General features: G+C 65.9%; 19 protein-coding genes. 4 read left to right on the top strand and 15 right to left on the bottom strand.

Annotated elements, in window-relative coordinates; all coding sequences use genetic code 11:
• Nucleotides 1-5 precede the first annotated feature (5 nt).
• From ACT53T_RS13540 to pdhA, 5 genes are all read right to left on the bottom strand, one after another.
• On the bottom strand, nt 6-626 hold the full coding sequence (locus tag ACT53T_RS13540; RefSeq protein ID WP_400765642.1) for a response regulator transcription factor: 621 nt from the start codon (nt 624-626) through the stop codon (nt 6-8).
• A 267-nt stretch (nt 627-893) separates the two neighbouring features.
• Nucleotides 894-1,397, bottom strand: coding sequence for a hypothetical protein (locus tag ACT53T_RS13545; RefSeq protein WP_476161605.1), 504 nt, complete (start codon nt 1,395-1,397; stop codon nt 894-896).
• 487 nt (nt 1,398-1,884) lie between these two features.
• Nucleotides 1,885-3,009, bottom strand: coding sequence for a dihydrolipoamide acetyltransferase family protein (locus ACT53T_RS13550; protein WP_476161606.1), 1,125 nt, complete (start codon nt 3,007-3,009; stop codon nt 1,885-1,887).
• On the bottom strand, nt 3,006-3,986 hold the full coding sequence (locus tag ACT53T_RS13555) for an alpha-ketoacid dehydrogenase subunit beta (RefSeq protein WP_476161607.1): 981 nt from the start codon (nt 3,984-3,986) through the stop codon (nt 3,006-3,008). Before ACT53T_RS13555 ends, ACT53T_RS13550 begins: the two co-directional genes overlap by 4 nt.
• 167 nt (nt 3,987-4,153) lie before the next feature.
• Nucleotides 4,154-5,365 carry a pyruvate dehydrogenase (acetyl-transferring) E1 component subunit alpha gene (gene pdhA / locus ACT53T_RS13560; protein ID WP_476161608.1) on the bottom strand — a complete coding sequence of 404 codons (1,212 nt, stop codon included), beginning with the start codon at nt 5,363-5,365 and terminating at the stop codon, nt 4,154-4,156.
• A gap of 20 nt (nt 5,366-5,385) precedes the next feature.
• Here pdhA and ACT53T_RS13565 point away from each other — a divergent pair, with 20 nt between their 5' ends.
• Nucleotides 5,386-6,507, top strand: coding sequence for a Glu/Leu/Phe/Val family dehydrogenase (locus tag ACT53T_RS13565; protein ID WP_476161655.1), 1,122 nt, complete (start codon nt 5,386-5,388; stop codon nt 6,505-6,507).
• 58 nt (nt 6,508-6,565) lie between these two features.
• Here the strand turns inward: ACT53T_RS13565 and ACT53T_RS13570 are convergent, their stop codons facing one another.
• From ACT53T_RS13570 to putA, 8 genes are all read right to left on the bottom strand, one after another.
• On the bottom strand, nt 6,566-7,747 hold the full coding sequence (locus tag ACT53T_RS13570) for an acetyl-CoA C-acyltransferase (RefSeq protein ID WP_476161609.1): 1,182 nt from the start codon (nt 7,745-7,747) through the stop codon (nt 6,566-6,568).
• Nucleotides 7,744-8,793, bottom strand: a complete 1,050-nt coding sequence (locus ACT53T_RS13575) for an enoyl-CoA hydratase/isomerase family protein (protein ID WP_476161610.1) — start codon at nt 8,791-8,793, stop codon at nt 7,744-7,746. The genes ACT53T_RS13570 and ACT53T_RS13575 overlap by 4 nt, the downstream gene beginning before the upstream one ends.
• Nucleotides 8,790-9,713, bottom strand: coding sequence for a hydroxymethylglutaryl-CoA lyase (locus ACT53T_RS13580; protein ID WP_476161611.1), 924 nt, complete (start codon nt 9,711-9,713; stop codon nt 8,790-8,792). Before ACT53T_RS13580 ends, ACT53T_RS13575 begins: the two co-directional genes overlap by 4 nt.
• Nucleotides 9,710-11,698 (bottom strand): acetyl/propionyl/methylcrotonyl-CoA carboxylase subunit alpha, encoded by a 1,989-nt coding sequence (locus ACT53T_RS13585; protein ID WP_476161612.1) that lies wholly within the window; start codon nt 11,696-11,698, stop codon nt 9,710-9,712. Before ACT53T_RS13585 ends, ACT53T_RS13580 begins: the two co-directional genes overlap by 4 nt.
• A complete protein-coding gene (locus tag ACT53T_RS13590) occupies nt 11,688-12,488 on the bottom strand; it encodes an enoyl-CoA hydratase-related protein (protein WP_476161613.1) in 801 nt (266 codons plus the stop codon). Before ACT53T_RS13590 ends, ACT53T_RS13585 begins: the two co-directional genes overlap by 11 nt.
• A 7-nt stretch (nt 12,489-12,495) precedes the next feature.
• Nucleotides 12,496-14,103, bottom strand: coding sequence for a carboxyl transferase domain-containing protein (locus ACT53T_RS13595; protein ID WP_476161614.1), 1,608 nt, complete (start codon nt 14,101-14,103; stop codon nt 12,496-12,498).
• Nucleotides 14,104-14,157: 54 nt separating this feature from the next.
• On the bottom strand, nt 14,158-15,327 hold the full coding sequence (locus tag ACT53T_RS13600; protein ID WP_476161615.1) for an isovaleryl-CoA dehydrogenase: 1,170 nt from the start codon (nt 15,325-15,327) through the stop codon (nt 14,158-14,160).
• An 85-nt stretch (nt 15,328-15,412) separates the two neighbouring features.
• Entirely contained in the window at nt 15,413-18,478 is a 3,066-nt protein-coding gene (putA, locus tag ACT53T_RS13605) for a bifunctional proline dehydrogenase/L-glutamate gamma-semialdehyde dehydrogenase PutA (RefSeq protein ID WP_476161616.1), read from the bottom strand.
• Nucleotides 18,479-18,708: 230 nt separating this feature from the next.
• Here putA and otsB point away from each other — a divergent pair, with 230 nt between their 5' ends.
• The 3 genes from otsB to otsA are packed head-to-tail and all read left to right on the top strand — an operon-like array spanning nt 18,709 to nt 22,654.
• Nucleotides 18,709-19,458, top strand: a complete 750-nt coding sequence (otsB, locus tag ACT53T_RS13610; protein WP_476161617.1) for a trehalose-phosphatase — start codon at nt 18,709-18,711, stop codon at nt 19,456-19,458.
• On the top strand, nt 19,455-21,269 hold the full coding sequence (locus ACT53T_RS13615) for a glycoside hydrolase family 15 protein (RefSeq protein WP_400765669.1): 1,815 nt from the start codon (nt 19,455-19,457) through the stop codon (nt 21,267-21,269). The genes otsB and ACT53T_RS13615 overlap by 4 nt, the downstream gene beginning before the upstream one ends.
• The gene (gene otsA, locus ACT53T_RS13620) at nt 21,266-22,654 is read left to right on the top strand and encodes an alpha,alpha-trehalose-phosphate synthase (UDP-forming) (protein WP_476161618.1); all 1,389 of its coding nucleotides are present in this window, start codon (nt 21,266-21,268) and stop codon (nt 22,652-22,654) included. Before ACT53T_RS13615 ends, otsA begins: the two co-directional genes overlap by 4 nt.
• A gap of 49 nt (nt 22,655-22,703) precedes the next feature.
• Here otsA and typA read toward each other — a convergent pair whose 3' ends face one another.
• Together typA and ACT53T_RS13630 are read right to left on the bottom strand one after the other, a co-directional pair.
• Nucleotides 22,704-24,524, bottom strand: coding sequence for a translational GTPase TypA (typA, locus tag ACT53T_RS13625; RefSeq protein ID WP_476161619.1), 1,821 nt, complete (start codon nt 24,522-24,524; stop codon nt 22,704-22,706).
• A 175-nt stretch (nt 24,525-24,699) separates the two neighbouring features.
• On the bottom strand, nt 24,700-25,620 hold the full coding sequence (locus ACT53T_RS13630; protein WP_476161620.1) for an OmpA family protein: 921 nt from the start codon (nt 25,618-25,620) through the stop codon (nt 24,700-24,702).
• Nucleotides 25,621-25,650: the final 30 nt, after the last annotated feature.

The following is a 25,650-nucleotide window of genomic DNA, read 5'->3' on the forward strand; positions in this document are numbered from 1 at the left end:
AACGGTCAGAAGGAGGCGGCGCGCGGGACGAGCACGGAAATGCGCACCAGCTCGGAGAGGCTCTTGACCTGCATCTTCACCATCAGCCGGGCGCGATGCGCCTCCACCGTGCGGACGCTGATGCCGAGCTCATGGGCGATGATCTTGTTGGGGCGGCCCTCGAGCACGCCCACCAGCACCTCGCGCTCCCGCGCCGTGAGGCTGGCCAGACGGTCGCGTGCGATCGCCGCCTCCGAGCCTCGGCCATCGCCCGCGCCGCGAAGGCCGAGGGCTTGGCGCACGGAACGGAGCAGCGTCTCCTCGCCGAAAGGCTTCTCGAGCAGATCGACGGCGCCCGCTTTCATCGCCTGAACGGCGAGCGACACATCGGCATGGGCGGTGATGACGATCACCGGCAGATCGAGGCCGCGCGCCTTGATCTCGGCGAGCAGCTCCAGCCCGCTCGTGCCCGGCATTCGCACATCGGTGACGACGCAGCCGCCATCGCCGGGGCGGAGGCCGGCGAGAAAGTCGCGCGCGGAGGCGTGGGCGCGAACGTCCAAATCCGCCATTTTCAGAAGAAGCGTCAGCGAGTCGCGGACGGCGGCGTCATCGTCGATGACATGCACGATGGCCGCGGCGCTCATGCGCGCGCTCCGCCCGGCCGAGGCCGAAAGGCGTGGTCGCCGGAAAAGCCGAGATCGAAACAGTCTACCGATTGCATAAAGAACGGGTCCGACCACCCGAGCGTTTTGCGCCTCGACAGGCGCGTCGGGCCGGGATGATCCTATGTGGCGCGTCGATTGGCAATAGCCGCGTGACGCCCGCGTGACGCGCGCCCATCCGGCCGAGGACGCGCCTTCCAGAGTCCCTTCGGTTCGGGCCGAACCGGCGGGACTCTGGAGCCGGAAGCTCTAGCGCTCGCCGCGCAGATAGGACGCCCGCGCGCCGAAGCGGGCGACGATCGGATCGCCGCCACAGAGGGACTCCGGGGTCTCGCCCTGCGCGTCGCGGCGTCGGGGCCGGCGTCCCTCGCGAAAGAAGGACAGCACCACGCCCGGCTCGCGCAGCGGGGCATTCCGGCCGCGGCGGGCGTCGACATAATGGCCGAGCAGCGCGGCCTCGAAAGCCGCCTCGCTCTCGGCGTGGCGCGGATGCTGGGCGAGGCCCGCCTCTGGATGGGCGGTGAGCAGCAGGCGCAGCACGATCAGCAGATCGGCGGCGCGGATCGTCACGCCGAGATCGAGAAAGCCGCGCAGATCGGCGACGATCATCTCGCGCACGGCCGTCAGCCCACGATGGCCGTTGAGCAGATAGCTCTCGAGCAGCGCGTCATGCTCGCAAGAGGGGACGGCGCCGAGAACCAGCTCGTTGGAGGCCAGGCCCGCCTGGGCGGCGCATTGCGACACGGTGATCATGAGAAGCTCCTTACGCGTTACGCAAACTCGTTACAGTTCGATTGAAGGGCGATCAGCCTGCGGGAAACGGGCCGCGGCTGCCAGCGAAAGGGCAAAGCGGATCGGCAAGGACGCGAAGCCGAAAGAAACGCTTCAAATTCATCGATTGCGTGCGGAGATCAAATTGATCCATGGATGTCATCTGCGCCAATTCTCCCTGGGCGGCGAGATTGCAGTGGGCCGCGCTGTTCCGTCAATACTTGCTGGCGGCCGAATCCAAAATTAGGACATGTACTTATAAGGCGGAGAGGCGTCGGGCGCTGCTGAAATAATACAACAATTTCAATATGTTGTGCGGTGCGCCGGCGCGGGGGTGGACATGCGATTTATACGATCGTCGATGAAAGAATAGAAAATTCTATTCATTTATCGGTCGAATATACTACAAATATATTCAAATTCTATGCAATTTCTCGTTGCGGCACGGCGAAGGCGCCGCCGCGCTCTCTCAGGCGGCGCGGCCGAGATCGGCGATGACCGCGCCGAGAAAGCGCGCCGCCTCGCCGCCGGTGACGACGCGATGGTCGAAGGTGAGGCTCAGCGGCAGCATGCGCCGCGCGACGGGGCGGCCGTCGTCATCGGCGACGATCGCGCGGCGGATGCGCCCGGCGCCGAGAATGGCGACGGTCGGCGGCAGCACGATGGGCGCGGCATAGCGCCCGGCGATCATGCCGAAATTGGAGAGGGTGATGGTGGCGCCGCGCAATTCCTCCGGCGGAATGCGCCGCGCCTCTATATCGGCGCGCATCTTGTTCAGCCCGGCGCGCAGATCGGAAGGATCGCGCTCCGCGACATTGCGCAGCACGGGCACGAATAATCCGCCTTCCGCCGAGTCGACGGCGATGCCGAGATCGATAGCGGCGAGCACGCGCCGCGCCAGCGCATGGGATTCGAACCAGGCGTTGAGTCCCGGCTCCACGCGGCAGCCCGCGACGAGCGCGCGGATGAGCCGCAAGGTCGTATCTTCGCCCTGGGGCCAAGCGTCTATGTCGGCGTCGTCGACGACAGTGGCCGCGGCAACCTCGGCTTGCGCCAACGCCATATTCTGCGCCATGGCGCGACGAAATCCGCGCAGCGGCTCGGGCGGCGCGGCCTCCGACAATATGCGCGCCACGCGCTGCACATCGCTCGCGGTGATGACGCCATCGGCGCCGGAAGGCGTCACCATTGCGAGATCGACATCGAGCCGCCGCGCCAGCGCGCGCACCGCCGGCGTCGCGCGCAGGCCGGCGCCATTGCGCCCCAGCGACGCCGCGCCTTCCTGCAGCACGCGGCCGCTCGTCTCCATCGCGCCGACGACGGTTCCCTTGTCCTCTCGCGCGCGCGGCGGCTCTTCGCCGTCGCCGGCGAAAGCGATGAGCGGGCCGCCGATGCGGATGATCTCGCCCGCCTGCGCGAACAGCTTTTCGATGCGTCCCGCCTGCGGCGACGGAATCTCGACGACCGCCTTCGCCGTCTCCACGGAGACGAGCGGCTGATCCAGCGCGACCTCCTCGCCGGGTGCGACATGCCATTGCACCAGCTCGGCCTCTTGCAGGCCTTCGCCGAGATCGGGAAGCTTGAAGACGCTCATGCCGCCTCCATCGTTTTGCGCACGGCGTCGGCGATGCGCGCGACGCTCGGCAAATATTGTCCCTCGAGCCGCGCCAGCGGCATCACGACGTCATAGCCGGCGACGCGCTGCACCGGCGCTTGCAGAAAATACAATCCGCGCTCCGCGATGATCGCCGCGATCTCGGCGCCGAAGCCAGCGGTGCGTGCGGCCTCCTGCACGATGACGCAGCGACCGGTCTTCTCGACGGAACGCAAAATGGTCTCGGCGTCGAGCGGCTTCAGCGTCGCAATGTCGATGACCTCGCAATCGACGCCTTCGCTCGCGAGAGTCTCGGCGGCGGCGAGCGCCTCATGCAGCATGCCGCCCCAAGCGATCAGCGTGACGTCGCGTCCCTCGCGCGAGACGAAGCATGTGTCGAGCGGCAGGCTCTCGCCATCGTCGATCACCTCCTGCTTGAACAAGCGATAGAGCCGCGTCGGCTCGAGGAAGACGACGGGGTCGGGATCGCGAATGGCGGCGAGCAGCAGGCCATAGGCGCGCGCCGGAGAAGAGGGAATGACGACGCGCAGGCCGGGCGTATGCGCGAGCATGGCTTCGGGGCTTTCCGAATGATGCTCCGGCGCATGAATGCCGCCGCCATTGGGCGCGCGCAGCACCATGGGGCAACTGAGCCGCCCGCGCGTGCGATTGCGCAGACGCGAGGCGTGATTAATGAGCTGATCCAGCGCCGGATAGATGAAGCCGCTGAATTGAATCTCCATCACCGGCTTCAGCCCCATTGCGGCCATGCCGACGGCGACGCCGGCGATGGCCGCCTCGGCGAGCGGCGTATCGAGAACGCGCGCCGAGCCGAAGCGCTGCTGCAAGCCGAGCGTCGCGCGAAACACGCCGCCATTGACGCCGATATCCTCGCCGAGAAGCAGCACGGCGGGATCATGCTCGAGCGCATGCGCGAGCGCGCGATTGACGGCCTCGACGAGAGTGAGCTCAGCCATGGCGCGCGTCCTTTATCGTCAGGCGCGGGCGCGCGGCTCTGGATTGCTTCGTCGCTGTCGCTCCTCGCAATGACGGCCATGAAACCAGGCATGAAACCAGCCTCGCGCGGCTCGTCATCGCGAGCGGAGCGAAGCGATCCAGAGCCGCTGGGCGCTCGCCGAACATGTCAGCCATGGCCGCCATCCTTCGGCGCAAAGCGCCGCGCTTCTTCATATTGATCGCGCATCGACTCCGGCAGCTGCGCGAAGAGATGATCGAACATCGCCGAGAACGCTTGCGGCGGCGTCGCCAGATAGGCGGCGACGGCGCGCTCCACCTCATCGGCGCAATCCTTCGCGAGCGCCTTCTCCTGCTCCTCGCTCCACAATCCGCGCGCTGTGAGATATTTGCGCAGCCGGCCGATCGGCTCCTTCTCCGCCTCGCGCCGCACGATCTCGACGTCGCGATAGCGTGAGGCGTCATCCGCCGTGGTGTGGTCGCCGAGCCGATAGCTCAGCGCCTCTACGAGCGTCGGCCCGCCGCCGTCGCGCGCTTTCTCTATCGCCGTATGCGCGACATGGCGCATGGCGATCACATCATTGCCATCGACTTGATGTCCCTCGACGCCGGCGGCGACGGCTTTTTGCGCGAGAGTCGCGGTCGCCGATTCCATTTCGCGCGGAGTCGAGATCGCCCATTGATTATTATTGATGACGACGACGAGCGGAACGCGCCAGACGGCGGCCATGTTCAAGGCCGAGTAGAAATCGCCGGTCGAGGCGCCGCCATCGCCGAGGATCGTCACCGCGACGCGCTTCTCATCACGCAGCTTGAAGGCGTAAGCCGCGCCCGCCGCATGCGCCACTTGCGTGCCGACGGGAACGCAGATGGGAAAGTCGCTGCGCGGAACGGCGTAATCGCTGCCCCGCTCGTCGCCGCCCCAATAGGCGAGATTTTCCACCATCGTCATGCCGCGCAGCAATTGCGCGCCATGGTCGCGATAGGACGGCGCGAGCACATCCTCGCTGCGCATCGCCGCGCCTATGCCGACGCCGATCGCCTCCTGCCCGAGAGCGGAGGCGAAAGTGCCGAGCTTGCCGGTGCGCTGCAGAGCGATGGCTTTTCCGTCATAGGCGCGCGTGCGCGTCATGGCGCGATAGAGGACGAGCAGTAGCTCGGGGTCTATCGCCTCGCGCGGCGTCGCGGGATCGAGCTCGCCCGACGCGGAGAGGAAGCGAAGAAAGTCGATCTGGAAGGAGACGCCAATGGTCATCGGGCCTGCCTCGAGCTTCGTCAGAGTGACGTAAGGCGCCGCCTCGCGCTTTTCATCCGCCCTAGGGAATTTTTTGCTGCGTGAGCCGAAGAGCGCTTGAATCGCTCGCGCGTGCGCCCAGTTCATGATTCATGTCCGCGTCGTCCCTGTCCGCGTCGTCCAAATCAGACGCATTCCCCTTCGTCGACGAATTCGGCCCGGCGAAAATCGTCTATGTGAGCACGCCGGGCGTCGGCCTCGAGGCGATCGTCGTCATCGACAATGTCGCCGCCGGCCCCGCCATAGGCGGCGTGCGCATGGCGCCGGATGTCGGCGTCGAGGAGTGCTTCCGCCTCGCCCGCGCCATGACGTTGAAGAACGCCGCCTGCGGCCTGCGCCATGGCGGCGGCAAATCCGTCATCTTCGGCGATCCTGCGATGCCCACGCAGGAGAAAGAGCAGCTCATTCGCGCCTTCGCCAAGGCGATCGAGCCCTTGACCGATTACATCCCCGGGCCGGACATGGGCACGAATGAGACATGCATGGCCTATGTGCATGACGAGATCGGCCGCGCGGTCGGTTTGCCCGCGGAGCTCGGCGGCGTTCCGCTCGATGAGATCGGCGCGACAGGCTATGGCGTCGCCATAGCCGCGGAGGCGGCCGCGCCGTCCGCCGGGCTGAAGCTCGAAGGCGCGCGCGTCGTCGTCGAAGGCTTCGGCGCCGTCGGCCGGCACGCCGCGCGATTCCTCGCGCGCAAAGGCGCGATATTGGTGGGCGCTTCCGACAGCCGCGGTGCGATCTATGACGCGGCCGGACTCGACATTGACGCATTGGCGCAAATCCGCAGCGAAGGCCGCAGCGTCGCCAGCCATGCGCGCGGCGAAGCGCTGGCGCCCGATGCGCTGCTCGCCGCGCCTTGCGATATTTTCATCCCCGCCGCGCGGCCGGATGTGCTGCGCGCGGACAATGTCGGCGGCTTGCAATGCAAGCTCGTGGTGCAAGGCGCCAATATTCCCGCGACCGCCGAGGCGGAGCGCATCATGTTCGAGCGCGGAATCGTCAGCGCGCCGGACTTCATCGCCAATGCCGGCGGCGTGATCTGCGCATCGGTGGAATATGCCGGCGGCGACGAGAAGGCCGCCTTTGCGGCGATCGAAGAAAAGATTTCCCGCAACATGCGAGAGATCATCGCGCGGGCTTCCGCAATGCGCGTCTCATTGCGCGACGCTGCGACAGCGCTGGTGCAGGAGCGCCTGCGCAAGATGATGGCGACGCAGCGCTGGCGCTAGAGTCTATTCTCCCGTGCTTTCTTCACGCGAGCCGGTTCCCGCTTCGCTCGAAAACACTCTAATTCACGATCTCTATCGCCACGGCGGCCGCCTCGCCGCCGCCGATGCAGAGCGCGGCGACGCCGCGTCGCAGCCCATATTTGCGCAGCGCCGCGAGCAGAGTGACGACGATGCGCGCGCCCGAGGCGCCGATCGGATGGCCGAGCGCACAGGCGCCGCCATGCACATTCACCTTTTCGCGCGGCAGATCGAGCTCGCGCATCGCCGCCATCACGACGACGGAGAAAGCCTCGTTGATCTCGAAGAGATCGACGCTCGACAGCGGCCAGCCGAGGCGCTCGGCGAGCTTGCGCATTGCCGAGATCGGCGCCGTCGGAAACAGATTGGGCGGCCCCGCATGGGTCGCATGGGCGCGAATGATCGCCAGCGGCGCGAGGCCGGCGCGCTCGGCGCGCTCCCGCCGCATCAAGGTCAGCGCCGCGGCGCCGTCGGAAATGGCGCTGGAATTGGCCGCCGTCACCGTGCCGCCCTCGCGAAACACCGGCTTCAATTTCGTGATCGCCTCGATCTTCGCTTTCGCCGGCAACTCATCGCGCGTGATCGTCGTCTCATGCGCCTCGATCGGCGCGATCTCCCAGTCGAAATCGCCCTGCTGCGCCGCACGCCGCGCGCGCTCGAGCGAGAGCGTCGCATAATCATCCTGCATTTGCCGCGTGAATTGATGCGTCGTCGCGCAATCCTCGGCGAAATCGCCCATCAGACGGCCCTTGTCATAGGCGTCCTCGAGCCCGTCGAGAAACATATGATCGAGGAGCTTCTTATGCCCCATGCGAAAGCCTTCGCGCGCGCGCTCGAGCAGATAGGGCGCATTGCTCATGCTCTCCATGCCGCCGGCGACGATGGCGTGCGAGCTGCCGGCGAGCAATTGGTCATGCGCGAGCTGGATCGCCTTCATGCCGGAGCCGCACATTTTATTGATCGTCACGCAGCCCGCGGCCTCCGGCAGACCGGCGGCGAGCGACGCCTGCCGCGCAGGCGCCTGGCCGAGGCCCGCTGTCAGCACGCAGCCCATGAGCACATCGTCGATCTGATCTGTCGGCGCGTCGGCGCGCGCCACCGCGGCGCGAATCGCCGCCGCGCCGAGCTCCGGCGCGGAAACTCTCTTCAGCTCGCCGAGCATTGCGCCGATCGGCGTGCGCGCGGCGCCGATGATGACCACGGGATCGAAGCTCTCGCTCATATCCAGGCTCGAAATTCGAGTTCCGGCGCCGCGCCGCCGTCGAGCAGCGCCTTCACCGAAGCGTCGTCCACTTCCGCGAGCGTCGCCGGCGACCAATGCGGATCGCGATCCTTGTCGATGACGGCGGCGCGAATGCCCTCGTAGAGATCATGCGTCGAAAGAAGATTGCAAGCCGTGCGAAATTCCTGGCGCAGGCACGCTTCCAGATTTTCCGCGTCGGCCGCGCGGCGCAGCAGCTGCAACGTCACCTTCAGGCTCGTCGGCGAGCGCATGGCGAGCGTCGCCGCCGCCTCGTGCGCGAATTCCGAACCCTCTGTCTCGAGCGCGGCGATGAGGCGCTCGACGCTCGAATGCGCCGTCACGCGCCGCAGCAAAGTCTCGTGCCGCGACAAGGCGCCGAGGCCGGACGATTTGGCGAAGCGCGCCAGCAGCGGCCGCAGCTCTTCCGCCTCGCTTATGTCGCTCAGAAGGGCGAGCAGCTCTGGCAGCGCGGCCGAATCCACGAGCACATCGGCGAGCCCGGCGAAGATCGCGTCATGCGGACCGACCGTCATGCCGGAAAGCGCCATGAAGCGCCCGACGCCGCCATTGCGCGTGAGCAGCCAGGAGCCGCCGACGTCGGGAATAAAGCCGATCGCCGTCTCCGGCATGGCGAGGCGCGTCCGCTCCGTGACGATGCGAAAATTGCCATGCGCCGACAGCCCGACGCCGCCGCCCATGACGATTCCGTCCATCGCCGCGACATAGGGTTTCGGAAAAGCGGCGATGCGCGCATTCAGCCGATATTCCTCGCGCCAGAAAGTCTCATAGAGGCTGCGGTCGCCATTGCGCAGCTCATAGAGCGCGCGAATATCGCCGCCCGCGCAAAAGCCGCGCTGGCCTTCGCCCATCACCACGACGGCGACGATCTCACGATCGGCGGCGAAGGAGTCGAGCGCGGTGGAAAAATCGCGCACCATATCCAGCGTCAGGCTGTTCAGCGCCTTCGGCCGGTTCAACGACAGGCGCCCGACCTTGCGCGTGCGAGAGACGAGAATATCGCTCATGCGCGGCGCCTCTTCTCGCGCCGGAGCAGCGATGCGCGCGCTACGCGGCTCTGTGTCTCGCGCCCGAGACTTTCACAAATGAACGATCCGGCGTCGATCAGCGCGGCGAGATCGACGCCGGTCTCGATTCCCGAATGCTCGAGCATATAGACCACGTCTTCCGTTGCGACATTGCCGTTCGCGCCCGGCGCGAAAGGGCAGCCGCCGAGGCCGGCGACGGATGCGTCGACGATGCCGACGCCCATCTCGACGCAAGCGAATATATTGGCGAGCGCCTGACCATAGCTGTCGTGAAAATGAACCGCGATCTGCGCCATTGGAATGTCGCGTCCGACCTTTTCCACGAGCCGCCGCGCCTGCAAAGGCGCGCCGACGCCGATCGTGTCGCCGAGCGAAATCTCGCTGCAGCCGAGCGCGGCGAGATCGCGGGCCAGCGTCGCCACCGCGCGCGGCGCCACCTCGCCTTCATAGGGACAGCCGAGCGCGCAGGAAATATAGCCGCGCACCGCGAGCCCAGCGCCGACCGCCGCTTCGACGACAGGCGCATAACGCGTCAGGCTCTCTGTGATGGAGCAGCCGATATTTTCTTTCGAAAAGCTCTCGCTCGCCGCCGCGAAAATGGCGACGCCGCGCACGCCGCAAGCGAGCGCCTCCTCGAGCCCGCGCATATTGGGAACGAGCGCGGACAGATGAACATGCGGCGTCGGACGCAGATGCGCGAGCACGCGCTTCGTATCCGCCATTTGCGGAACGCGCCTCGCCGAGACGAAGCTTCCGGCTTCTATGTCGCGCAGCCCCGCCGCGGCCAGCTTCTCGATCAGCGCGACCTTGGTCTCCACTGGAACCATCGCGCTCTCATTCTGCAGGCCGTCGCGCGGGCCGACCTCGACGATGCGCACGCGCTGCGGAATGCCTGTCATGCCGCTTCTCCCTCGGCGAAGACGATAAGCGGCTCGCCCTGCCTCACCATATCGCCGATCATCGCCCGAATCTCCGATATGCGTCCGTCGCGGGGCGCCGACAATGCGATTTCCATCTTCATCGCCTCGAGCATGACGAGCGGCGCGCCCTTCTTCACGCTCTCGCCGACGTTGGCGAAGAGCCCGGTGACGCGCGCAGGCAGCGGCGCCGCGAGCGCCGCATCGTCTTCGCGCTCCCCATGCGGCGGCGCGAGCGGATCGACGAGCGAAAGCTCATGATTGCGCCCATCCCATATGATGATGAAGCCATCTGCGCGCTCGACGATCGAAAGCCGACGCGCGACGCCGTCGATGCGCAGGCGAGAGCGACACGCCTCGCTGTCGAGCTCGACGCAATGCAGCGACATCGGCGTTTGCAAGCGAAAGGCGCCCTCGGGCAGAGGCTCGATCGTCAGGGGAATGTCGCGCTCGTGGAATCGCACGAACAGCTTCTGCTGCGCTGCGCCATTGAGGCGCCAGCCGTCGCTCGCGTCCCAAGGGGAATCGTCGCTGCGCTCGCCGCGAAGACGACGCAGCCAAGCGGCGGCGCCTGCCGCGAGCGCTATGGTCTCGGCGTCCGCGTCCGGCGCCTCCGCCCCCGCGAGGACAAGCTCGAGATGACGCGGAAGAAATCCCGTGTCGATCTCGCCGGCCGCATGCGCTCCACTGTCGAGAATTGCGCGTAGCAGCAGCAGATTTGTCTCCACACCGACGATCTCGCAATCTCGCAGCGCCGCGGCCAGCTTCGCGCACGCCGTCTCTCGATCCGCGCCATGCGCGACGATCTTGGCGAGCAGCGGATCGTAGAAGGGCGTCACCACATCGCCTTCGCGCACGCCGGTCTCGACGCGAATCGCGCCCTCCTCACGCGGCGCGCGCCAGTGCTCGAGCCGGCCGACGCTCGGCAAAAAGTCGCGCGCCGGCGCCTCCGCATAGAGCCGCGCTTCGATCGAATGTCCATGCGGCGCGATCTCCTCCTGCCGCGCAGGCAGCGCCTCGCCGGACGCGACGCGCAGCTGCCATTCGACGAGATCGACGCCCGATATCATTTCGGTGATCGGATGCTCCACCTGGAGCCGCGTGTTCATCTCGAGAAAGTAGAAGCTGTCGTCCTTCACGAGAAATTCGACCGTTCCGGCGCCGATATAGGCGACCGCGCGCCCCGCGGCCAGCGCGGCCTCGCGCAAGGCGGATCGTAGCGCGCTCGAGAGGCCGGGCGCGGGCGTCTCCTCGATGATCTTCTGATGACGGCGCTGGATCGAGCAGTCGCGTTCTGGAAAAGCGACGAGGCCGCCATGCGCATCGCCGAAAATTTGCGCTTCTATATGCCTCGCGCCGTCGAGCACCTTCTCGATCAGCAGCGAATCGTCGCCGAAGGCGGACGCCGCCTCGCGCCTCGCGCTCTCGATCGCGCCGCGCAGCTCGCCTTGCGTCTCCACGCGGCGCATGCCTTTGCCGCCGCCGCCCGCCGAGGCTTTGACGAGCACGGAAAAGCCGATGCGCATCGCCGCGTCGACGAGGCTCTCCATATCTTGCGCGCCGTGAAAGCCCGGCACGATCGGCACGCCGGCGCTCTCCATCAAAGCGCGCGCCCGCGCCTTGGAGCCCATGAGGCGCATGGCTTGCGGCGTCGGTCCGATGAAGACGATTCCCGCCTCGGCGCAACGTTCCGCGAAAGCTGCGTTCTCGGAGAGAAAGCCATAGCCGGGATGCACGGCCTGCGCGTCCGCGCGGCGCGCGGCGGCGATGATCTTGTCGATTGCGAGATAGCTCTCGCGCGGAGGCGCCGCGCCCAGCGGATAGGCTTCGTCGGCGAGCGCGACATGACGCGCTTGCGCATCGACGTCCGAATAGACGGCGGCCGCGATGACGCCCATGCGCCGCGCGGTCGCGATCACGCGGCATGCGATCTCGCCCCGATTGGCGATGAGAATCTTACGAAACATCGTCGCGATCCCGTCTCCAATAGGGGGCGCGCTTCTCGAGGAAAGCGGCGAGACCTTCCTGTCCTTCCGCAGACGCTCGCCGCGCGGCGATCCGCTGCGCCGTCTCGCGCATCAGCGCTTCGTCGATCGGTCGTTCGGCAAGGAGCGCTATGGAATCTTTCGCCTCGGCTTGCGCGCCGGGCGCGCCGGCGAGCAGCGCCTCCACGATGCGCGCGAGCCGCGCGTCCAGCTCTGCAATGGGAGCGATCTCGTGAACGAGGCCGAGCGCGCGCGCCTGCGTCGCGGAGATCGTCTCGGCGGTGAGAAAATAGCGTCGCGCTTGGCGTATGCCGATCGCGCGCTGAACATAAGGACCGATCACAGAGGGCGTGAGGCCGATCCTCGCCTCGCTCAAGCAAAAGCTCGCCGTATCGCACGCGACGGCGATGTCGCAGCAGGCCACGAGGCCGACGCCGCCGCCATAGGCCGCGCCATGAACGCGCGCGATGGTCGGCTTGGGCAAGGTGTCGAGCGTGCGCATCGCACGCGCGAGCAGAAGCGCATCTTCCTCATTGGCGCGCGGCGTGTCGCCGGCGACGCGCTTCATCCATTCTATGTCGCCGCCGGCGCAAAAGGCGGCGCCGTCGCCGGCAAGCGTGAGAATGCGCGTCTGCGAATCGCGCGCGGCGCATTCGAGCGCCGCGATGAGCTCGACGACCATCGCCTGGTCCAGCGCATTGCGCCGCTCCGCTCGTGTGAGCGTGAGCGTGGCGACGCCGCGGGAATCGAGGGACGAGCGAATAAGGGACATTGGCGCCTCACATGCGGAACAGGCCGAAGCGAGTCGCCTCGAGCGGCGCATTGGACGCCGTGGCGAGAGAGAGCGCAAGCACGCGGCGCGTATCCGCCGGATCGATGACGCCGTCGTCCCAAAGACGCGCGCTCGCATAATAAGGGTGGCCTTGCCGCTCATATTGCGCGCGGATTTGCGCCTGATAGGCGTCATGGTCGGCTTGCGGCCAGTCGCGGCCTTTCGCGGCGTAGCTGTCGCCGCGCACGCGGGAGAGAACATCGGCGGCCTGTTCGCCGCCCATGACGGAGATGCGGGCGTTGGGCCAGCTCCACAGAAAGCGTGGACCATAGGCGCGGCCACACATCGCATAATTGCCGGCGCCGAAGCTGCCGCCGACGATAACGGTAAATTTCGGCACGGCTGCGGTCGCCACCGCCGTCACCATTTTCGCGCCATCCTTGGCGATGCCGCGCGCCTCATAATCGCGACCGACCATGAAGCCGGTGACATTCTGCAGAAACAGCAGAGGAATCCCGCGTTGCGCGCAGAGCTCGATGAAATGCGCGCCCTTGAGCGCGCTTTCGCCGAACAGCACGCCATTATTCGCGAGCACGCCGATGCGATAGCCGCAAATATGCGCGAAGCCGGCGACGAGCGTCTCGCCATAGAGCTTCTTGAACTCATCGAACTCGCTCGCGTCGACGAGCCGCGCGATCAGCTCGCGCGCGTCATATTGACGGCGGCGGTCGGCGGGGATGAGACCATAAATTTCCATCGGGTCATAGAGCGGCTCGCGCGGCTCGCGTTTCTGCAGCGACGGCGGCGGAGGCGCGCCGAGCGTGGCGACGATGTCGCGCGCAATGCCGAGCGCATGGCCGTCATTCTCCGCATAATGATCGACGACGCCGGAGCTGCGCGCATGCACTGAAGCGCCGCCCAATTCTTCCGCGGTGACGATCTCGCCGGTTGCGGCGCGCACCAGCGGCGGTCCGGCGAGGAAAATCGTGCCTGTGTCGCGCACGATGATCGACTCGTCCGACATGGCCGGCACATAGGCGCCGCCCGCGGTGCAAGAGCCCATGACGATGGCGATCTGCGCAATGCCCGCGGCGGACATTTGCGCTTGATTGTAGAAGATGCGGCCGAAATGATCGCGATCTGGAAACACCTCGTCCTGCCGCGGCAGATTGGCGCCGCCGCTATCGACGAGATAGAGGCAAGGCAGGCGATTCTGCGCGGCGATCTCTTGCGCGCGCAAATGCTTTTTCACGGTCAGCGGAAAATAGGCGCCGCCTTTCACGGTCGCGTCATTGGCGAGGATCAGGCAGGCGCGGCCGCAAATGCGCCCGACTCCCGCGACGACGCCGGCGCAAGGCGCCTCGCCGTCATAGAGATCATAGGCGGCGAATTGGCCGATCTCGAGAAAGGGCGACATGGGATCGACGAGCGCGGCGATGCGTTCACGCGCGGTCATCTTGCCGCGAGCGACATGCTTTTCGCGCGCAGCTGCGCCGCCGCCTTCTGCGATGCGCGCCGCCGTGGCGCGCAGATCGGCGACGAGGCTCCGCATCGTCTGCGCATTGGCCGCGAATTGCGCGGAGCCCGTGTCCAAGCTCGTTTCGAGAACAGTCATTGCCAAATTCTCTCTTGGCCAAATCTCTCGCCGCGGCGAAGCGCGCCGCGACCGTCACGCGGTTTCGCTATAAAGCTCGCGGCCGATCAGCATGCGACGAATCTCGCTGGTGCCGGCGCCGATCTCATAGAGCTTGGCGTCGCGCAGCAGCCGGCCGGTCGGATAATCATTGATATAGCCATTGCCGCCGAGGCATTGGATGGCTTCGAGCGCCATGCGCGTCGCGCTTTCCGCGGCGAAGAGAATGGCGCCGGCGGCGTCCTTGCGCGTCGTGCGGCCGCGATCGCAGGCGCGCGCGACGGCATAGACATAGGCGCGCGCCGCATTTTGCGCCGTATACATGTCGGCGAGCTTGGCCTGCATGATCTGGAACTCGCCGATCGGATGGCCGAACTGCTTGCGATCATGCACATAGGGAACGACGATATCCATGCAGGCGCGCATGATGCCGATCGGTCCTCCGGCGAGAACGGCGCGCTCGTAGTCGAGCCCGCTCATCAGCACATTCACGCCGCGCTCCGGCAGGCCCAGCACATTTTCCTCTGGAACCTCGCAATCGCTGAACAGCAATTCGCATGTGTTGGAGCCGCGCATGCCGAGCTTGTCGAGCTTTTGCGCGGGCGTGAATCCTTTGAAGCCTTTCTCTATGATAAAGGCGGTTATGCCATGCGCGCCGGCGGCGGGTTCGGTCTTGCCATAGACGATGACGACATCGGCGTTGGGACCATTCGTCACCCACATCTTATCGCCGTTCAGCACATAGCGGTCGCCGCGCTTCTCCGCGCGCATCGACATATTGACAACATCCGAGCCGGCGTCGGGCTCCGACATGGCGAGGGCGCCGATATGCTCGCCGGAAACGAGCTTGGGCAAATAGCGGCGCTTCTGCTCGCATGTTCCGTTGCGGCGCAGCTGATTGAGGCAGAGATTGGAATGCGCTCCATAGGAGAGGCCGACGGAAGCGGAAGCGCGGCTCAGCTCCTCCATTATGACGACATGCTCGAGATAGCCGAGCCCGGCGCCGCCATACTCTTCCTCGACCGTGACGCCGAGCAGGCCGAGCGCGCCCATCTTGAGCCAGAGGTCGGAAGGGAAGTCGTTTTCGCGATCGATCGTCGCGGCGCGCGGCGCGATCTCTCGCGCGGCGAATGATTCGACCTGGTCACGCAACATATCGGCGGTTTCGCCGAGCGCGAAATCGAGCGAAGGAATCCAGTGACGCATCGGTCCCGAGCCTCCCGGACGCGATAGAAGCCAATATTTGGCGCGCGCGCGGCGTTTCAAGACCGCGGGCGGAGCCTCTTTCGAGTCACTCCTTCATCGCCAGCAGCCGCGCGTCGCCGCCGAAGGAGGCGGTGTTGATCGTCACCGTCTCCTCGCGCAGGAAGCGGCGCAGATAGTCGGGGCCGCCGGCTTTCGGCCCAGTGCCGCTCATGCGCGATCCGCCGAAGGGCTGGCTGCCGACCACGGCTCCGATCATGTTGCGATTGACATAGAGATTGCCGGCCGGCGTGGCCTCGGCGAACATGCGCATGCGCGCTTCTATGCGCGTGTGCAGGCCCATTGTAAGGCCGAATCCATTCGCCGATATTTCATCGATCAGAGTCGACAAATCCTTTTCATCCTCCGCGCGCCATGTCGCAATGTGGAGGACGGGACCGAAAATCTCCTCGCGCAGATCGCCGGCGCGATCGAGCCGGATGATATGTGGCGCGACGAAGCTGCCGCTCTTCGGCGCCTCGCCGGCGTAGAGCACGCGCCCTTGCGCGCGGCGCTCCGTCAGATAATCGCAAAGCCGCGCTCGAGCCGCGCTGTCGATGACGGGACCGATGTGTGTCGAAGGATCACGCGGGTCGCCGATGCGCAATTCTTTTGTCGCGCCAATCAGCATGGCGAGCGCGTCCTCGGCGATGTCCTCCTGCAGGCAGAGAAGGCGCAGCGCCGAGCAGCGCTGCCCGGCGGAACGAAACGCCGATGCGAGGACGTCGTCGACCACTTGCTCGAGCAGAGCCGTGGAATCGACGATCATCGCATTGACGCCGCCGGTCTCGGCGATGAGCGGAACGATGGGCCCATTCGACGCTGCGAGCGTGCGGTTGATGGATTGCGCGGTCTCGCTCGAGCCAGTGAAGACGACGCCAGCGACATGAGGATCGGCCACGAGCGCCGCTCCGACCGCGCCGTCGCCCGGAATATAATGGAGAGCGCCATGCGGAACGCCGGCCTCATGCAGAAGCGCGACAGCTTCGCGCGCGACGAGCGGCGTCTGCTCCGCGGGCTTTGCGATGGCGCAATTGCCGGCCGCGAGCGCAGCGGCGACTTGGCCCAGAAATATCGCCAATGGGAAATTCCATGGCGAGATGCAGACGAAAACGCCACGCCCACGCCGGCGCAGGCGATTGTCTTCGCCCGTCGGACCGGGAAGATTCTCTTCCGCGCAGAGCCGTCGCGCCTGCTCCGCATAATAGCGGATGAGATCGGCGGCCTCGCGTATCTCCGCGAGCGCATCGTCGAGCGTCTTGCCGCTTTCCCTTTGCAGCAATGCGATGAGCGCGCCGCGGCGCGTCTCGACGAGATCGGCCGCGCGCTCGAGAGTGGTGGCGCGCGCTTCGATCGGCGTCGCTTCCCACGGCGGGAAAGCGCGGGCGGCCGTGATCATCGCCGCGCGCGCTGTTTCGACGTCGGCCTCGACGACCGAGCCGATGAGCGAGGAGTCGATGGGGGAACGCAATTCGCGTGGGGCGCGCGCGCTGCGCCCTGACGATGGAGCAGCGTGCAAAATGGCGGGCGCGGCGTCTCTCTCCGCGAGCAATTCGGCGAGCGCGTCACGATCGCCGAATTCGACGCCTTTCGAATTCGCGCGCAAGGGTCGATAGAGATCGGCGGGGAACGGCAAGCGCGAATGGCGCGCGCGCGCGGCCTCGCCGATGATCTCGCTGGGCGAAGCGAGCAATTCGCTCTCTGGCGTCGCAGAGTCGGCGGCGCGCGCGACGAAGGATGAATTGGCGCCACTTTCGATGAGCCGCCGCACGAGATAGGCGAGCAGATCGCGATGCGGGCCGACCGGCGCATAGACGCGGCAGCTCGCGTCATGCTTCTCTGCGAGAAGCGCGCCGAACAGATCTTCGCCCATTCCATGCAGGCGCTGGAATTCATATTGTGTGGGGTCGCCCGCGCGCTCGACGATCGTCGCCACTGTGGCGGCGTTATGCGTCGCGAATTGCGGAAAAATGCGCGGCGCGGCGAGCAGAAGATCGGCGCAAGCGATGTAATTCAAATCCGTCATCGCCTTGCGCGTGAAAACAGGATAGTCGGCGAGGCCGCGCTCCTGCGCGCGCTTGATCTCCGTATCCCAATAGGCGCCTTTGACGAGGCGGACCATGAAGCGGCGATCATGCGCTTTCGCGAGCGCCTCCATATGGCCGATCACCGCGGCGGCGCGCTTCTGATAGGCTTGAATCGCGAGGCCGAAACCGTCCCATCCGGCGAGCGAGGAATCGGCGACAACGGTGTCTATGACGTCGAGCGACAGCTCGAGACGATCCGCCTCCTCGGCGTCGACGGTGAAGACGAGATCGTGCGCGCGGGCGAGGCGCGCGAGCTCGAGCAGCCGCGGCGTCAGTTCGCGCAGCACAAGCGCCCGCGACAATGGCTCGAAGCGCGGATGCAGCGCAGAGAGCTTGACGGAGACGCCCGGCCGCTGCGGAAGCGCGCATGCGCCCGCCTTTGCGCCTATGGCCTCGATCGCCGCCGCATAGGCGGCAAAATAGCGTTCGGCGTCTGCTGCGCTGCGTGCGCCTTCGCCGAGCATGTCGAAAGAATAGCGCCAGCGCTCATCGGCGGCGGCGCGCGCGAGCGCTTCGTCGATCGTCTGGCCGAGCACGAAATGGCCGCCCATCAGCTTCATCGCTTGCCGCGCGGCGCCGCGTAGCGCGGGCGCGCCGAGACGTCGCGCGGCTTGCGCGACGAGTCCGCGCGGAGTCTCATCCGCGGCGAAAATCTTCGTCGATAGGCCGAGCGCGAAGGCGGCGGCTTGCACCAGCAGCGCATCGGAGGCCGGCGAGTGGCGATCGAAGGCGCCGGCGGCGAGCTTGTCGGCAATCAGAAGATCGAGAGTGGAATCGTCGGGCACGCGGAGCAGCGATTCGGCGAGCGCCATCAGCGCGAGTCCTTCGCGCGTCGACAGCGAATATTCCTGCAGCAGAGCCTCGACAGAGGCCATGCTCTTTGGCGCGCGCATCGCGGCGAGCAGACGTCGCGCGAGCCGCTCGATGCGGGCGTTCTGCTCCGCATCGAGCGGCTGCGACAGCAATTTCGCCGCGATTTCTTCATCGGCGGGAAACCAAGGCGCGTGAAACGGCTCCGGCTCCGGCATGTCATCTGTCCCGAGCGATGTCGGCTCGCGTGGAAGAGACGCGAGCTCGGCTGTCATCATGGTCGCATGTCGTCATTGAAAAGGTGGGAGTCGTCCATAGTTGTCTCGCAAGCGAGGGCGGGAACACGCGGATCACGAGCGCGCGCGGCGCGAACGTCGCCGTTCCTTTCATTCGACATGAGCATGAAAGGTCGCTGCGGCAAGAGGCGGCCAGAGGGGACGCTCGAATAATGTTGCCAAATGTCGACGATATCGGTCGCTTCGCGCTGTTTCTCGATCTCGACGGCACGGTCGCGGAAATCGCCGAGCGGCCGGAAGCCGTGCAGGTCGATGCGGCGACGATCGAGCTTCTCGGCGCTTTGCGGCGCGCGGCCGGCGATGCGCTGGCCGTCGTCTCCGGCCGCGACATCGCCGTCATCGACGCCTTGCTCAGCCCGTTGCGGCTTCCCGTCGCCGGCGTGCATGGACTGCAGCGTCGCGACGCCGGCGGGCGCATGCATGGCGCCGCTGCAGCCGGCGGCGATCTCGACTCGGTCTTTCGCGTCATCACGGCGGAGATCGGCGGCGAGGAGGGCGTCGTCGTCGAGCGCAAGACAGGCGCGGTGGCGCTCCATTATCGTCTTCGGCCGGAGCTCGAGGAGAAGTGCCGCGCCATCGCCGAGCGCGCGGCGCGAGAGCGTCCCGATCTTGAGATTCTGCCGGGCAAGAAGGTCTTCGAGATTCGTCTGCAAGGGGCGGACAAGGGCGATGTCATAGAGGCCTTCTCGAAAGAAGCGCCGTTTCGCGGCCGCATGCCGATTTTCGCCGGCGACGACGTGACCGACGAGGTCGCCTTCAGCGCCGTCAATGCGCTCGGCGGGCTCTCCATCAAAGTGGGGAGAAGCGCCACACTGGCGCGTTATAGAGCGGCGGATTTGCGCGAATTGCATCGCTGGCTCGCCGATCTCGCGCGCGCGTCGCAGGCGGAGCGCGCGCGATGAGCGATGCGCAGAATCATGAGCGCAAGATCAGCGATCTCGAGCTCGGCGTGGTCGGCAATTGCTCTTTCGCCGCGCTCATAGATCGCGACGCCAGCGTCGTGTGGTGCTGCCTGCCGCGCTTCGACGGCGATCCCGTGTTCCACAGCCTGCTCGGCTCGCCGCCGGACATGGAGGACGGGGGCTTCTTCGCGATCGATCTCGAGGATCGCGTGCACAGCGAGCAGGACTATTGCGGCAACACGGCGGTGCTGGAGACGGTGCTGCATGGCAAGCAGGGCTCTGTTCGCGTCACCGATTTCGCGCCGCGCTTTTTCTGGCGCGATCGTCTCTATCATCCCAACATGCTGATCCGCCGGCTGACGCCGGTGTCCGGCACGCCGCGCATTCGCATTCGGCTGCGCCCGCGCTACGATTACGGCGCGGCTCTTCCCAGCCTCACCTTCGGCTCGCATCATATTCGTTATGTCGGCCCGCATTCGGTGTTGCGGCTCACCACCAATGCGCCGCTCGATTATGTGCGCGAGGAGACGCTGTTCAATCTGAGCAGCCCGATCGATCTCGTGCTCGGCCCGGACGAGACATTGCACGAGGGGATTGCGCATACGGCGCGCAATTTCGAGGAGCGCACGCGCGACTATTGGCGCCGCTGGGTGCATCGGCTGGCGATTCCCTTCGAATGGCAGAGCGCCGTGCTGCGCGCGGCGATCACGCTGAAGCTCTGCACCTATGAAGGAACCGGCGCCATTGTCGCGGCGCTGACGACGAGCATTCCCGAGGCGCCGGACACGCAGCGCAATTGGGATTATCGCTATTGCTGGGTGCGCGACGCATATTTCGTGGTGCGCGCGCTCAATCGCATGGCGGCGATGCGCAAGATGGAGAATTATTTCGATTGGCTGATGAATGTCGTCGCCTCGGCGGCGGGCTCGCATATTCAGCCGGTCTATGGTCTCGGGCTCGAATCGGAGCTCACCGAGCGCATCATCCCCAATCTTCCCGGCTATCGCGGCATGGGGCCGGTGCGCGTCGGCAATCAGGCCTATCAGCATTTTCAGCACGATTCTTACGGCAATGTGATACTCGGCGTCGCGCAGGCCTTTCTCGACCGGCGCCTGCTGTCGCCGCCGACGCGCATGGATTTCCTGCGGCTCGAGGATATGGGCCGGCAGGCGCTCGCCTGCTACGACAAGCCCGACGCCGGCATGTGGGAGCTGCGCTCGCGCGCGCGCATACACACGACGTCCAGCCTCATGTGCTGGGCGGCGGCCGACCGGCTCGCGCGCATCGCCGATTACATCGGCGAGCCGGAGCGCGCGCGAGATTGGCGCGTCGAGGCCGAGCGCATCAAGCAGGTGATTCTCGAGCGCGCCTGGTCGCAGAAGCGCCAGGCTTTCGTCGAATCGCTCGATGGCGAATATCTCGACGCCGGCGTGCTGCTGATGACGGAGGTCGGCTTCATCGACCCCAATGATCCGCGCATGGTTTCGACGCTCGAGCAGATCGAGCGCGCGCTCGGCCGCGGCGCGCATATGATGCGCTATGAGGCGGCCGATGATTTCGGCGAGCCGACGACGGCCTTCACCACCTGTTCCTTCTGGCGCATCGACGCGCTCGCCCGCATGGGCCGGCGCGAGGAGGCGCGCGATTATTTCGAGGCGCTGCTCGCCCAACGCAATCGGCTCGGCATGATGTCCGAGGACATAGACGTCAAAACCGGCGAAGCCTGGGGAAACTATCCGCAGACCTATTCCATGGTCGGCGTCATCAACTGCGCCATGAGGCTGTCGCGTTCTTGGGAGAAAGCCATATGAAACGCCTGGTCGTCGTCTCGAACCGCGTCGCCGATCCCGGCTGCAGCCAGGCCGCCGGCGGACTCGCGGTGTGCATTCTCGACGCTCTGCGCAAGCGCGGCGGCGTATGGTTCGGCTGGAATGGCGAGATCGTGCCGGACGATGCGGATATCGACGTCTCGCGCGTGAAATTCGACGAGCTGACGCTCGCCACAATGCCGCTCACCGAGCGGGATTATCGCGATTATTATCTCGGCTTCGCCAATGCGGCGCTATGGCCCGTGCATCATTACAGGCTCGATCTCGCGCGCTTCACGCAAGAGGCGACCGACGGCTATCGCCGCGTCAATGATCGCTTTGCGGAAAAGGTGGCGCCCATGCTCAAGAGCAATGATCTCGTCTGGGTGCATGATTATCATTTCATTCCGCTCGGCGCGGCGCTGCGCGAGCGCGGCGTCTCCAATCGTATCGGCTTTTTTCTGCATATTCCGTTTCCGCCGCCGGATGTGCTCTGCGCCATGCCGGAGCACGAATGGCTGATGAGCGCGCTGGTCGAATATGATCTCGTGGGCTTTCAGACCAAGACCGATCAAGCCAATTTCTTGCGCTTCATGTGCGACTTCATGCAGGGCGAGATGCTGACGCCCGATCTCGTGCGCGTCGGCGGCAAGACGGTGACGGCGTCTGTCTTCCCTGTCGGCATCGACGTCGATTCTTTCGCCGCCATGGCGGAGAGCCCGAGCGCCGCCAAGCGTATCGAAAGGCTGCATCGCGCCGGCGAGCCGCGCATAAATGTCATCGGCGTCGATCGGCTGGACTACACCAAAGGCTTGCCGGATCGCTTGCGCTCCTTCAAGCGTCTGCTCGAAATCTATCCGCAGAATTGCAAGGCGGTGACGCTGATGCAGATTGCGCCGCCGACGCGCGAGGATGTGCAGGCCTATGCCGATATTCGCCACGAGCTGGAGGCGCTGTCGGGCGAGATCAACGGGCAGTTCGGCGATTTCGACTGGACGCCGGTGCGCTATCTGCATCGCCGCGTCGATCGCGACACTCTGGCGGCGCTCTATCGCGGCTCACAAGTGGGGCTGGTGACGCCGCTGCGCGACGGCATGAATCTCGTCGCCAAGGAATATGTCGTGGCGCAGGACGCCGAGAATCCCGGCGTGCTGGTGCTGTCGCGCTTCGCCGGCGCGGCGGAGGAGCTGCAGGAAGCGCTGATCGTCAATCCTTATGACGCCGACGAGGTCGCCAATGCGATGCAGAGGGCGATCGTGATGCCGCTCGCCGAACGCCGGCAGCGTCACGCGGCGCTGCTCGCGCGCGTGCGCAAGCACGATTCCTTCAATTGGATGGATGGATATTTGCGCGCGCTCAGCGCGTGCCGCATGCCGCTGGCGGCGTGAGGCGCGCTTCCTTCTCGCATTCGAGGGCGAAGGAAGCGCGCGTCGCGATTTACGCTATAGCGGCGGTCTTGCCGCGCGCGCGCTTGCGCTCATTGGGGTCGAGGTAGGTCTTGCGCAGGCGGATCGACTTGGGCGTGATCTCCACCAGCTCGTCGTCCTCGATATAGGCCAGCGCCTTCTCCAGCGTCATCTTGATCGGCGGGGTGAGGCGCACAGCCTCGTCCTTGCCGGCGGCGCGGATATTGGTCAGCTGCTTGCCCTTGAGGACGTTGATCTCGAGGTCGTTGTCGCGCGTATGCTCGCCGACGATCATGCCGCGATAGACCTTCCAGCCCGGCTCGATCATCATCGGGCCGCGATCCTCGAGCTTCCACATGGCGTAGGCGACGGCCTCGCCCTGCTCGTTGGAGATCAGCACGCCATTGCGGCGGCCGGCGATTTCTCCCTTATAGGGCGCATATTCGTGGAACAGGCGGTTCATGATCGCCGTGCCGCGCGTGTCGGTGAGAAGCTCGCCCTGATAGCCGATGAGGCCGCGCGTCGGCGCATGGAAGACGAGGCGCAGGCGATTGCCGCCCGAGGGGCGCATCTCGATCATCTCGGCCTTGCGCTCGGACATTTTCTGCACGACGACGCCGGAATGCTCCTCGTCGACGTCGATCACGACCTCCTCGATCGGCTCCAGAATCTCGCCGGCCTCATCCTTCTGGAACACGACTTTCGGACGGGAGACGCCGAGCTCGAAGCCCTCGCGGCGCATGGTCTCGATCAGAATGGCGAGCTGCAATTCGCCGCGGCCGGAGACGATGAAGCTCTCGCCGCCGGGCGAATCCTCGACGCGCAGCGCCACATTGCCCTCGGCCTCCTTGAACAGGCGGGCGCGGATCATGCGGCTCGTGACCTTGTCGCCCTCTGTGCCGGCGAGCGGCGAGTCGTTGACGAGGAAGGTCATGGAGAGGGTCGGCGGGTCGATCGGCTGCGCCTGCAGCGGCTCATTGACCTCGAGCGCGCAGAGCGTGTCGGCGACGTTGAACTTCTCGAGGCCGGCGATGGCGACGATGTCGCCCGCCTCGGCCTCGTCGATCGGCTGGCGCTCGATGCCGCGGAAGGCGAGAATCTTGGAGACGCGGCCCTGCTCGACGATCTTGCCGGAGCGGTCCAGCACCTTCACCGCCTGATTGGGCTTCACGCTGCCGGCGAAGACGCGGCCGGTGATGATGCGGCCGAGATAGGGGTTGGCCTCGAGCAGCGTGCCGAGAATGCGGAAGCCGCCTTCCTCGATCTTGGGCTCCGGCACATGCTTGATGACGAGATCGAACAGCGGGGCCATGCCGTCCTGCGGGCCGGTCGGCTCCTCGGCCATCCAGCCCTGCTTGGCGGACCCGTAGATGATCGGGAAGTCGAGCTGCTCGTCGGTGGCGTCCAGCGCGGCGAAGAGGTCGAACACCTCATTCACCACCTCGCTGATGCGGGCGTCGGGCTTGTCCACCTTGTTGATGGCGACGATCGGCTTCAGGCCGATCTTCAGCGCCTTGCCGACGACGAATTTGGTCTGCGGCATCGGGCCTTCGGCCGCGTCCACCAGCACGATGGCGCCGTCCACCATGGAGAGGATGCGCTCCACCTCGCCGCCGAAATCGGCGTGGCCGGGGGTGTCGACGATATTGATGCGCGTGTCCTTCCAGGCGATGGAGGTCGCCTTGGCCATGATGGTGATGCCGCGCTCTTTCTCGAGATCGTTGCTGTCCATCACCCGCTCGGCGACCCGCTGATTCTCGCGGAAGGCGCCCGATTGCCGGAGCAGCTGGTCGACGAGCGTCGTCTTGCCGTGGTCGACGTGGGCGATGATGGCGATGTTGCGGAGCTTCATGAGATTAGGGCCGATCGGTTCGCGGGCGAAGCGCGGCCCGGCGCTCCTTTCGGGCGCGAGGCGGACCGCGGCTTTTTGCAGTGCGGCATCTCATACAGGAGCGCGACGCGAATGGGAAGCGTTGCGGCGAGGTTCGCCGAGCGTCGGCCGCGCCCGCGGCGGGGGCGCGGCGGGGTCACGGCCCGGAGAAACGCTCCGGCTGCGTCGCCCGGATGAAATCCCCGATCGAGGAGGACATTCCGACGCCATAGGTCACGCCCGTGTCGATCCGCTCATAGACATTGTCGATCCCTCTCGGGGTCTCGATGGTGATCCAATTGACGGAATGGCTGCCGACTCCGGCGGTGGTGAAGCGGGACCAGCGGCCGAACTGCCCGACGGCCATCGGCTTTTCGGTGGTGAAATCATTCCACGGTCCATGGGTGGTGACGGATCCCGAGGGCAGGGACGGAAGTCCGACGCCGAGCCCGAGGCCGACATAGACATACATGCAGGCGATATTATTGGTCGTGTCCCAGACGGTGAAAACGGCGAAGTCGACCAATGGCCCGCCGCCGAGCTTGAGCCGCATGAATTTCGCCAGCCGCGAGGCATGGGCCGCGGAGACGGCCGTCACCATGGCGATTCGGAATTTCTGGCTGATCTTCGGCCGGGGCGGAACCTTCTTCGGCGGCCGCGGATCGGTTCGGAGCTTGGGCATGACCCAGAGCCGGACCGCCCGGTCGCGCTCGTCATCGAGCGCATGGGTCTGCGCCTCTTCCTCGCCGATGGCGTTGGGCTCGATTTGGCTCCCCTCGACGCCATGATCGAGGAGATAGGCCTGGACCGTCCCCACCCGGACCATGGAGGTCTCCATATTCCAGTCATTGGTTCCGATGCGGCTCGCCGAGCCGGTCATCCAGACGAATCCGTGATTATGCTCGAGAAGCGGCACGACGCGCTCGGCAAGAAACTTCTGGTGCTCCGTCTTCAGCGGACGAAACTTGCGCTTGTCGAAATCGTCGAAGTCGAAATTATAGAGCAGAGCCTTCAACATGCCGGCGCCGCTGAACATCGGGTCGATCTCGACCTTGCCGGGACCCGTGGGTCGAAACATCGCGCGCTCCATTCGATCGTGAAAAAAGAT

Source organism: Methylosinus sp. DMC45 (assembly GCF_056313885.1).

Coding starts and splice junctions, on each gene's coding strand:
- ACT53T_RS13540 (WP_400765642.1), bottom strand. CDS start 626: ATGAGCGCCGCGGCCATCGTGCATGTCATCGACGATGACGCCGCCGTC.
- ACT53T_RS13570 (WP_476161609.1), bottom strand. CDS start 7,747: ATGAGCGAGAGCTTCGATCCCGTGGTCATCATCGGCGCCGCGCGCACG.
- ACT53T_RS13615 (WP_400765669.1), top strand. CDS start 19,455: ATGAGCGATGCGCAGAATCATGAGCGCAAGATCAGCGATCTCGAGCTC.
- ACT53T_RS13595 (WP_476161614.1), bottom strand. CDS start 14,103: ATGACTGTTCTCGAAACGAGCTTGGACACGGGCTCCGCGCAATTCGCG.
- ACT53T_RS13630 (WP_476161620.1), bottom strand. CDS start 25,620: ATGTTTCGACCCACGGGTCCCGGCAAGGTCGAGATCGACCCGATGTTC.
- ACT53T_RS13580 (WP_476161611.1), bottom strand. CDS start 9,713: ATGACAGGCATTCCGCAGCGCGTGCGCATCGTCGAGGTCGGCCCGCGC.
- pdhA (WP_476161608.1), bottom strand. CDS start 5,365: ATGAACTGGGCGCACGCGCGAGCGATTCAAGCGCTCTTCGGCTCACGC.
- typA (WP_476161619.1), bottom strand. CDS start 24,524: ATGAAGCTCCGCAACATCGCCATCATCGCCCACGTCGACCACGGCAAG.
- otsA (WP_476161618.1), top strand. CDS start 21,266: ATGAAACGCCTGGTCGTCGTCTCGAACCGCGTCGCCGATCCCGGCTGC.
- ACT53T_RS13545 (WP_476161605.1), bottom strand. CDS start 1,397: ATGATCACCGTGTCGCAATGCGCCGCCCAGGCGGGCCTGGCCTCCAAC.
- ACT53T_RS13590 (WP_476161613.1), bottom strand. CDS start 12,488: ATGTCCCTTATTCGCTCGTCCCTCGATTCCCGCGGCGTCGCCACGCTC.
- ACT53T_RS13555 (WP_476161607.1), bottom strand. CDS start 3,986: ATGGCTGAGCTCACTCTCGTCGAGGCCGTCAATCGCGCGCTCGCGCAT.
- putA (WP_476161616.1), bottom strand. CDS start 18,478: ATGCCGGAGCCGGAGCCGTTTCACGCGCCTTGGTTTCCCGCCGATGAA.
- ACT53T_RS13550 (WP_476161606.1), bottom strand. CDS start 3,009: ATGAGCGTCTTCAAGCTTCCCGATCTCGGCGAAGGCCTGCAAGAGGCC.
- ACT53T_RS13600 (WP_476161615.1), bottom strand. CDS start 15,327: ATGCGTCACTGGATTCCTTCGCTCGATTTCGCGCTCGGCGAAACCGCC.
- otsB (WP_476161617.1), top strand. CDS start 18,709: ATGTTGCCAAATGTCGACGATATCGGTCGCTTCGCGCTGTTTCTCGAT.
- ACT53T_RS13575 (WP_476161610.1), bottom strand. CDS start 8,793: ATGAGCGATATTCTCGTCTCTCGCACGCGCAAGGTCGGGCGCCTGTCG.
- ACT53T_RS13585 (WP_476161612.1), bottom strand. CDS start 11,698: ATGTTTCGTAAGATTCTCATCGCCAATCGGGGCGAGATCGCATGCCGC.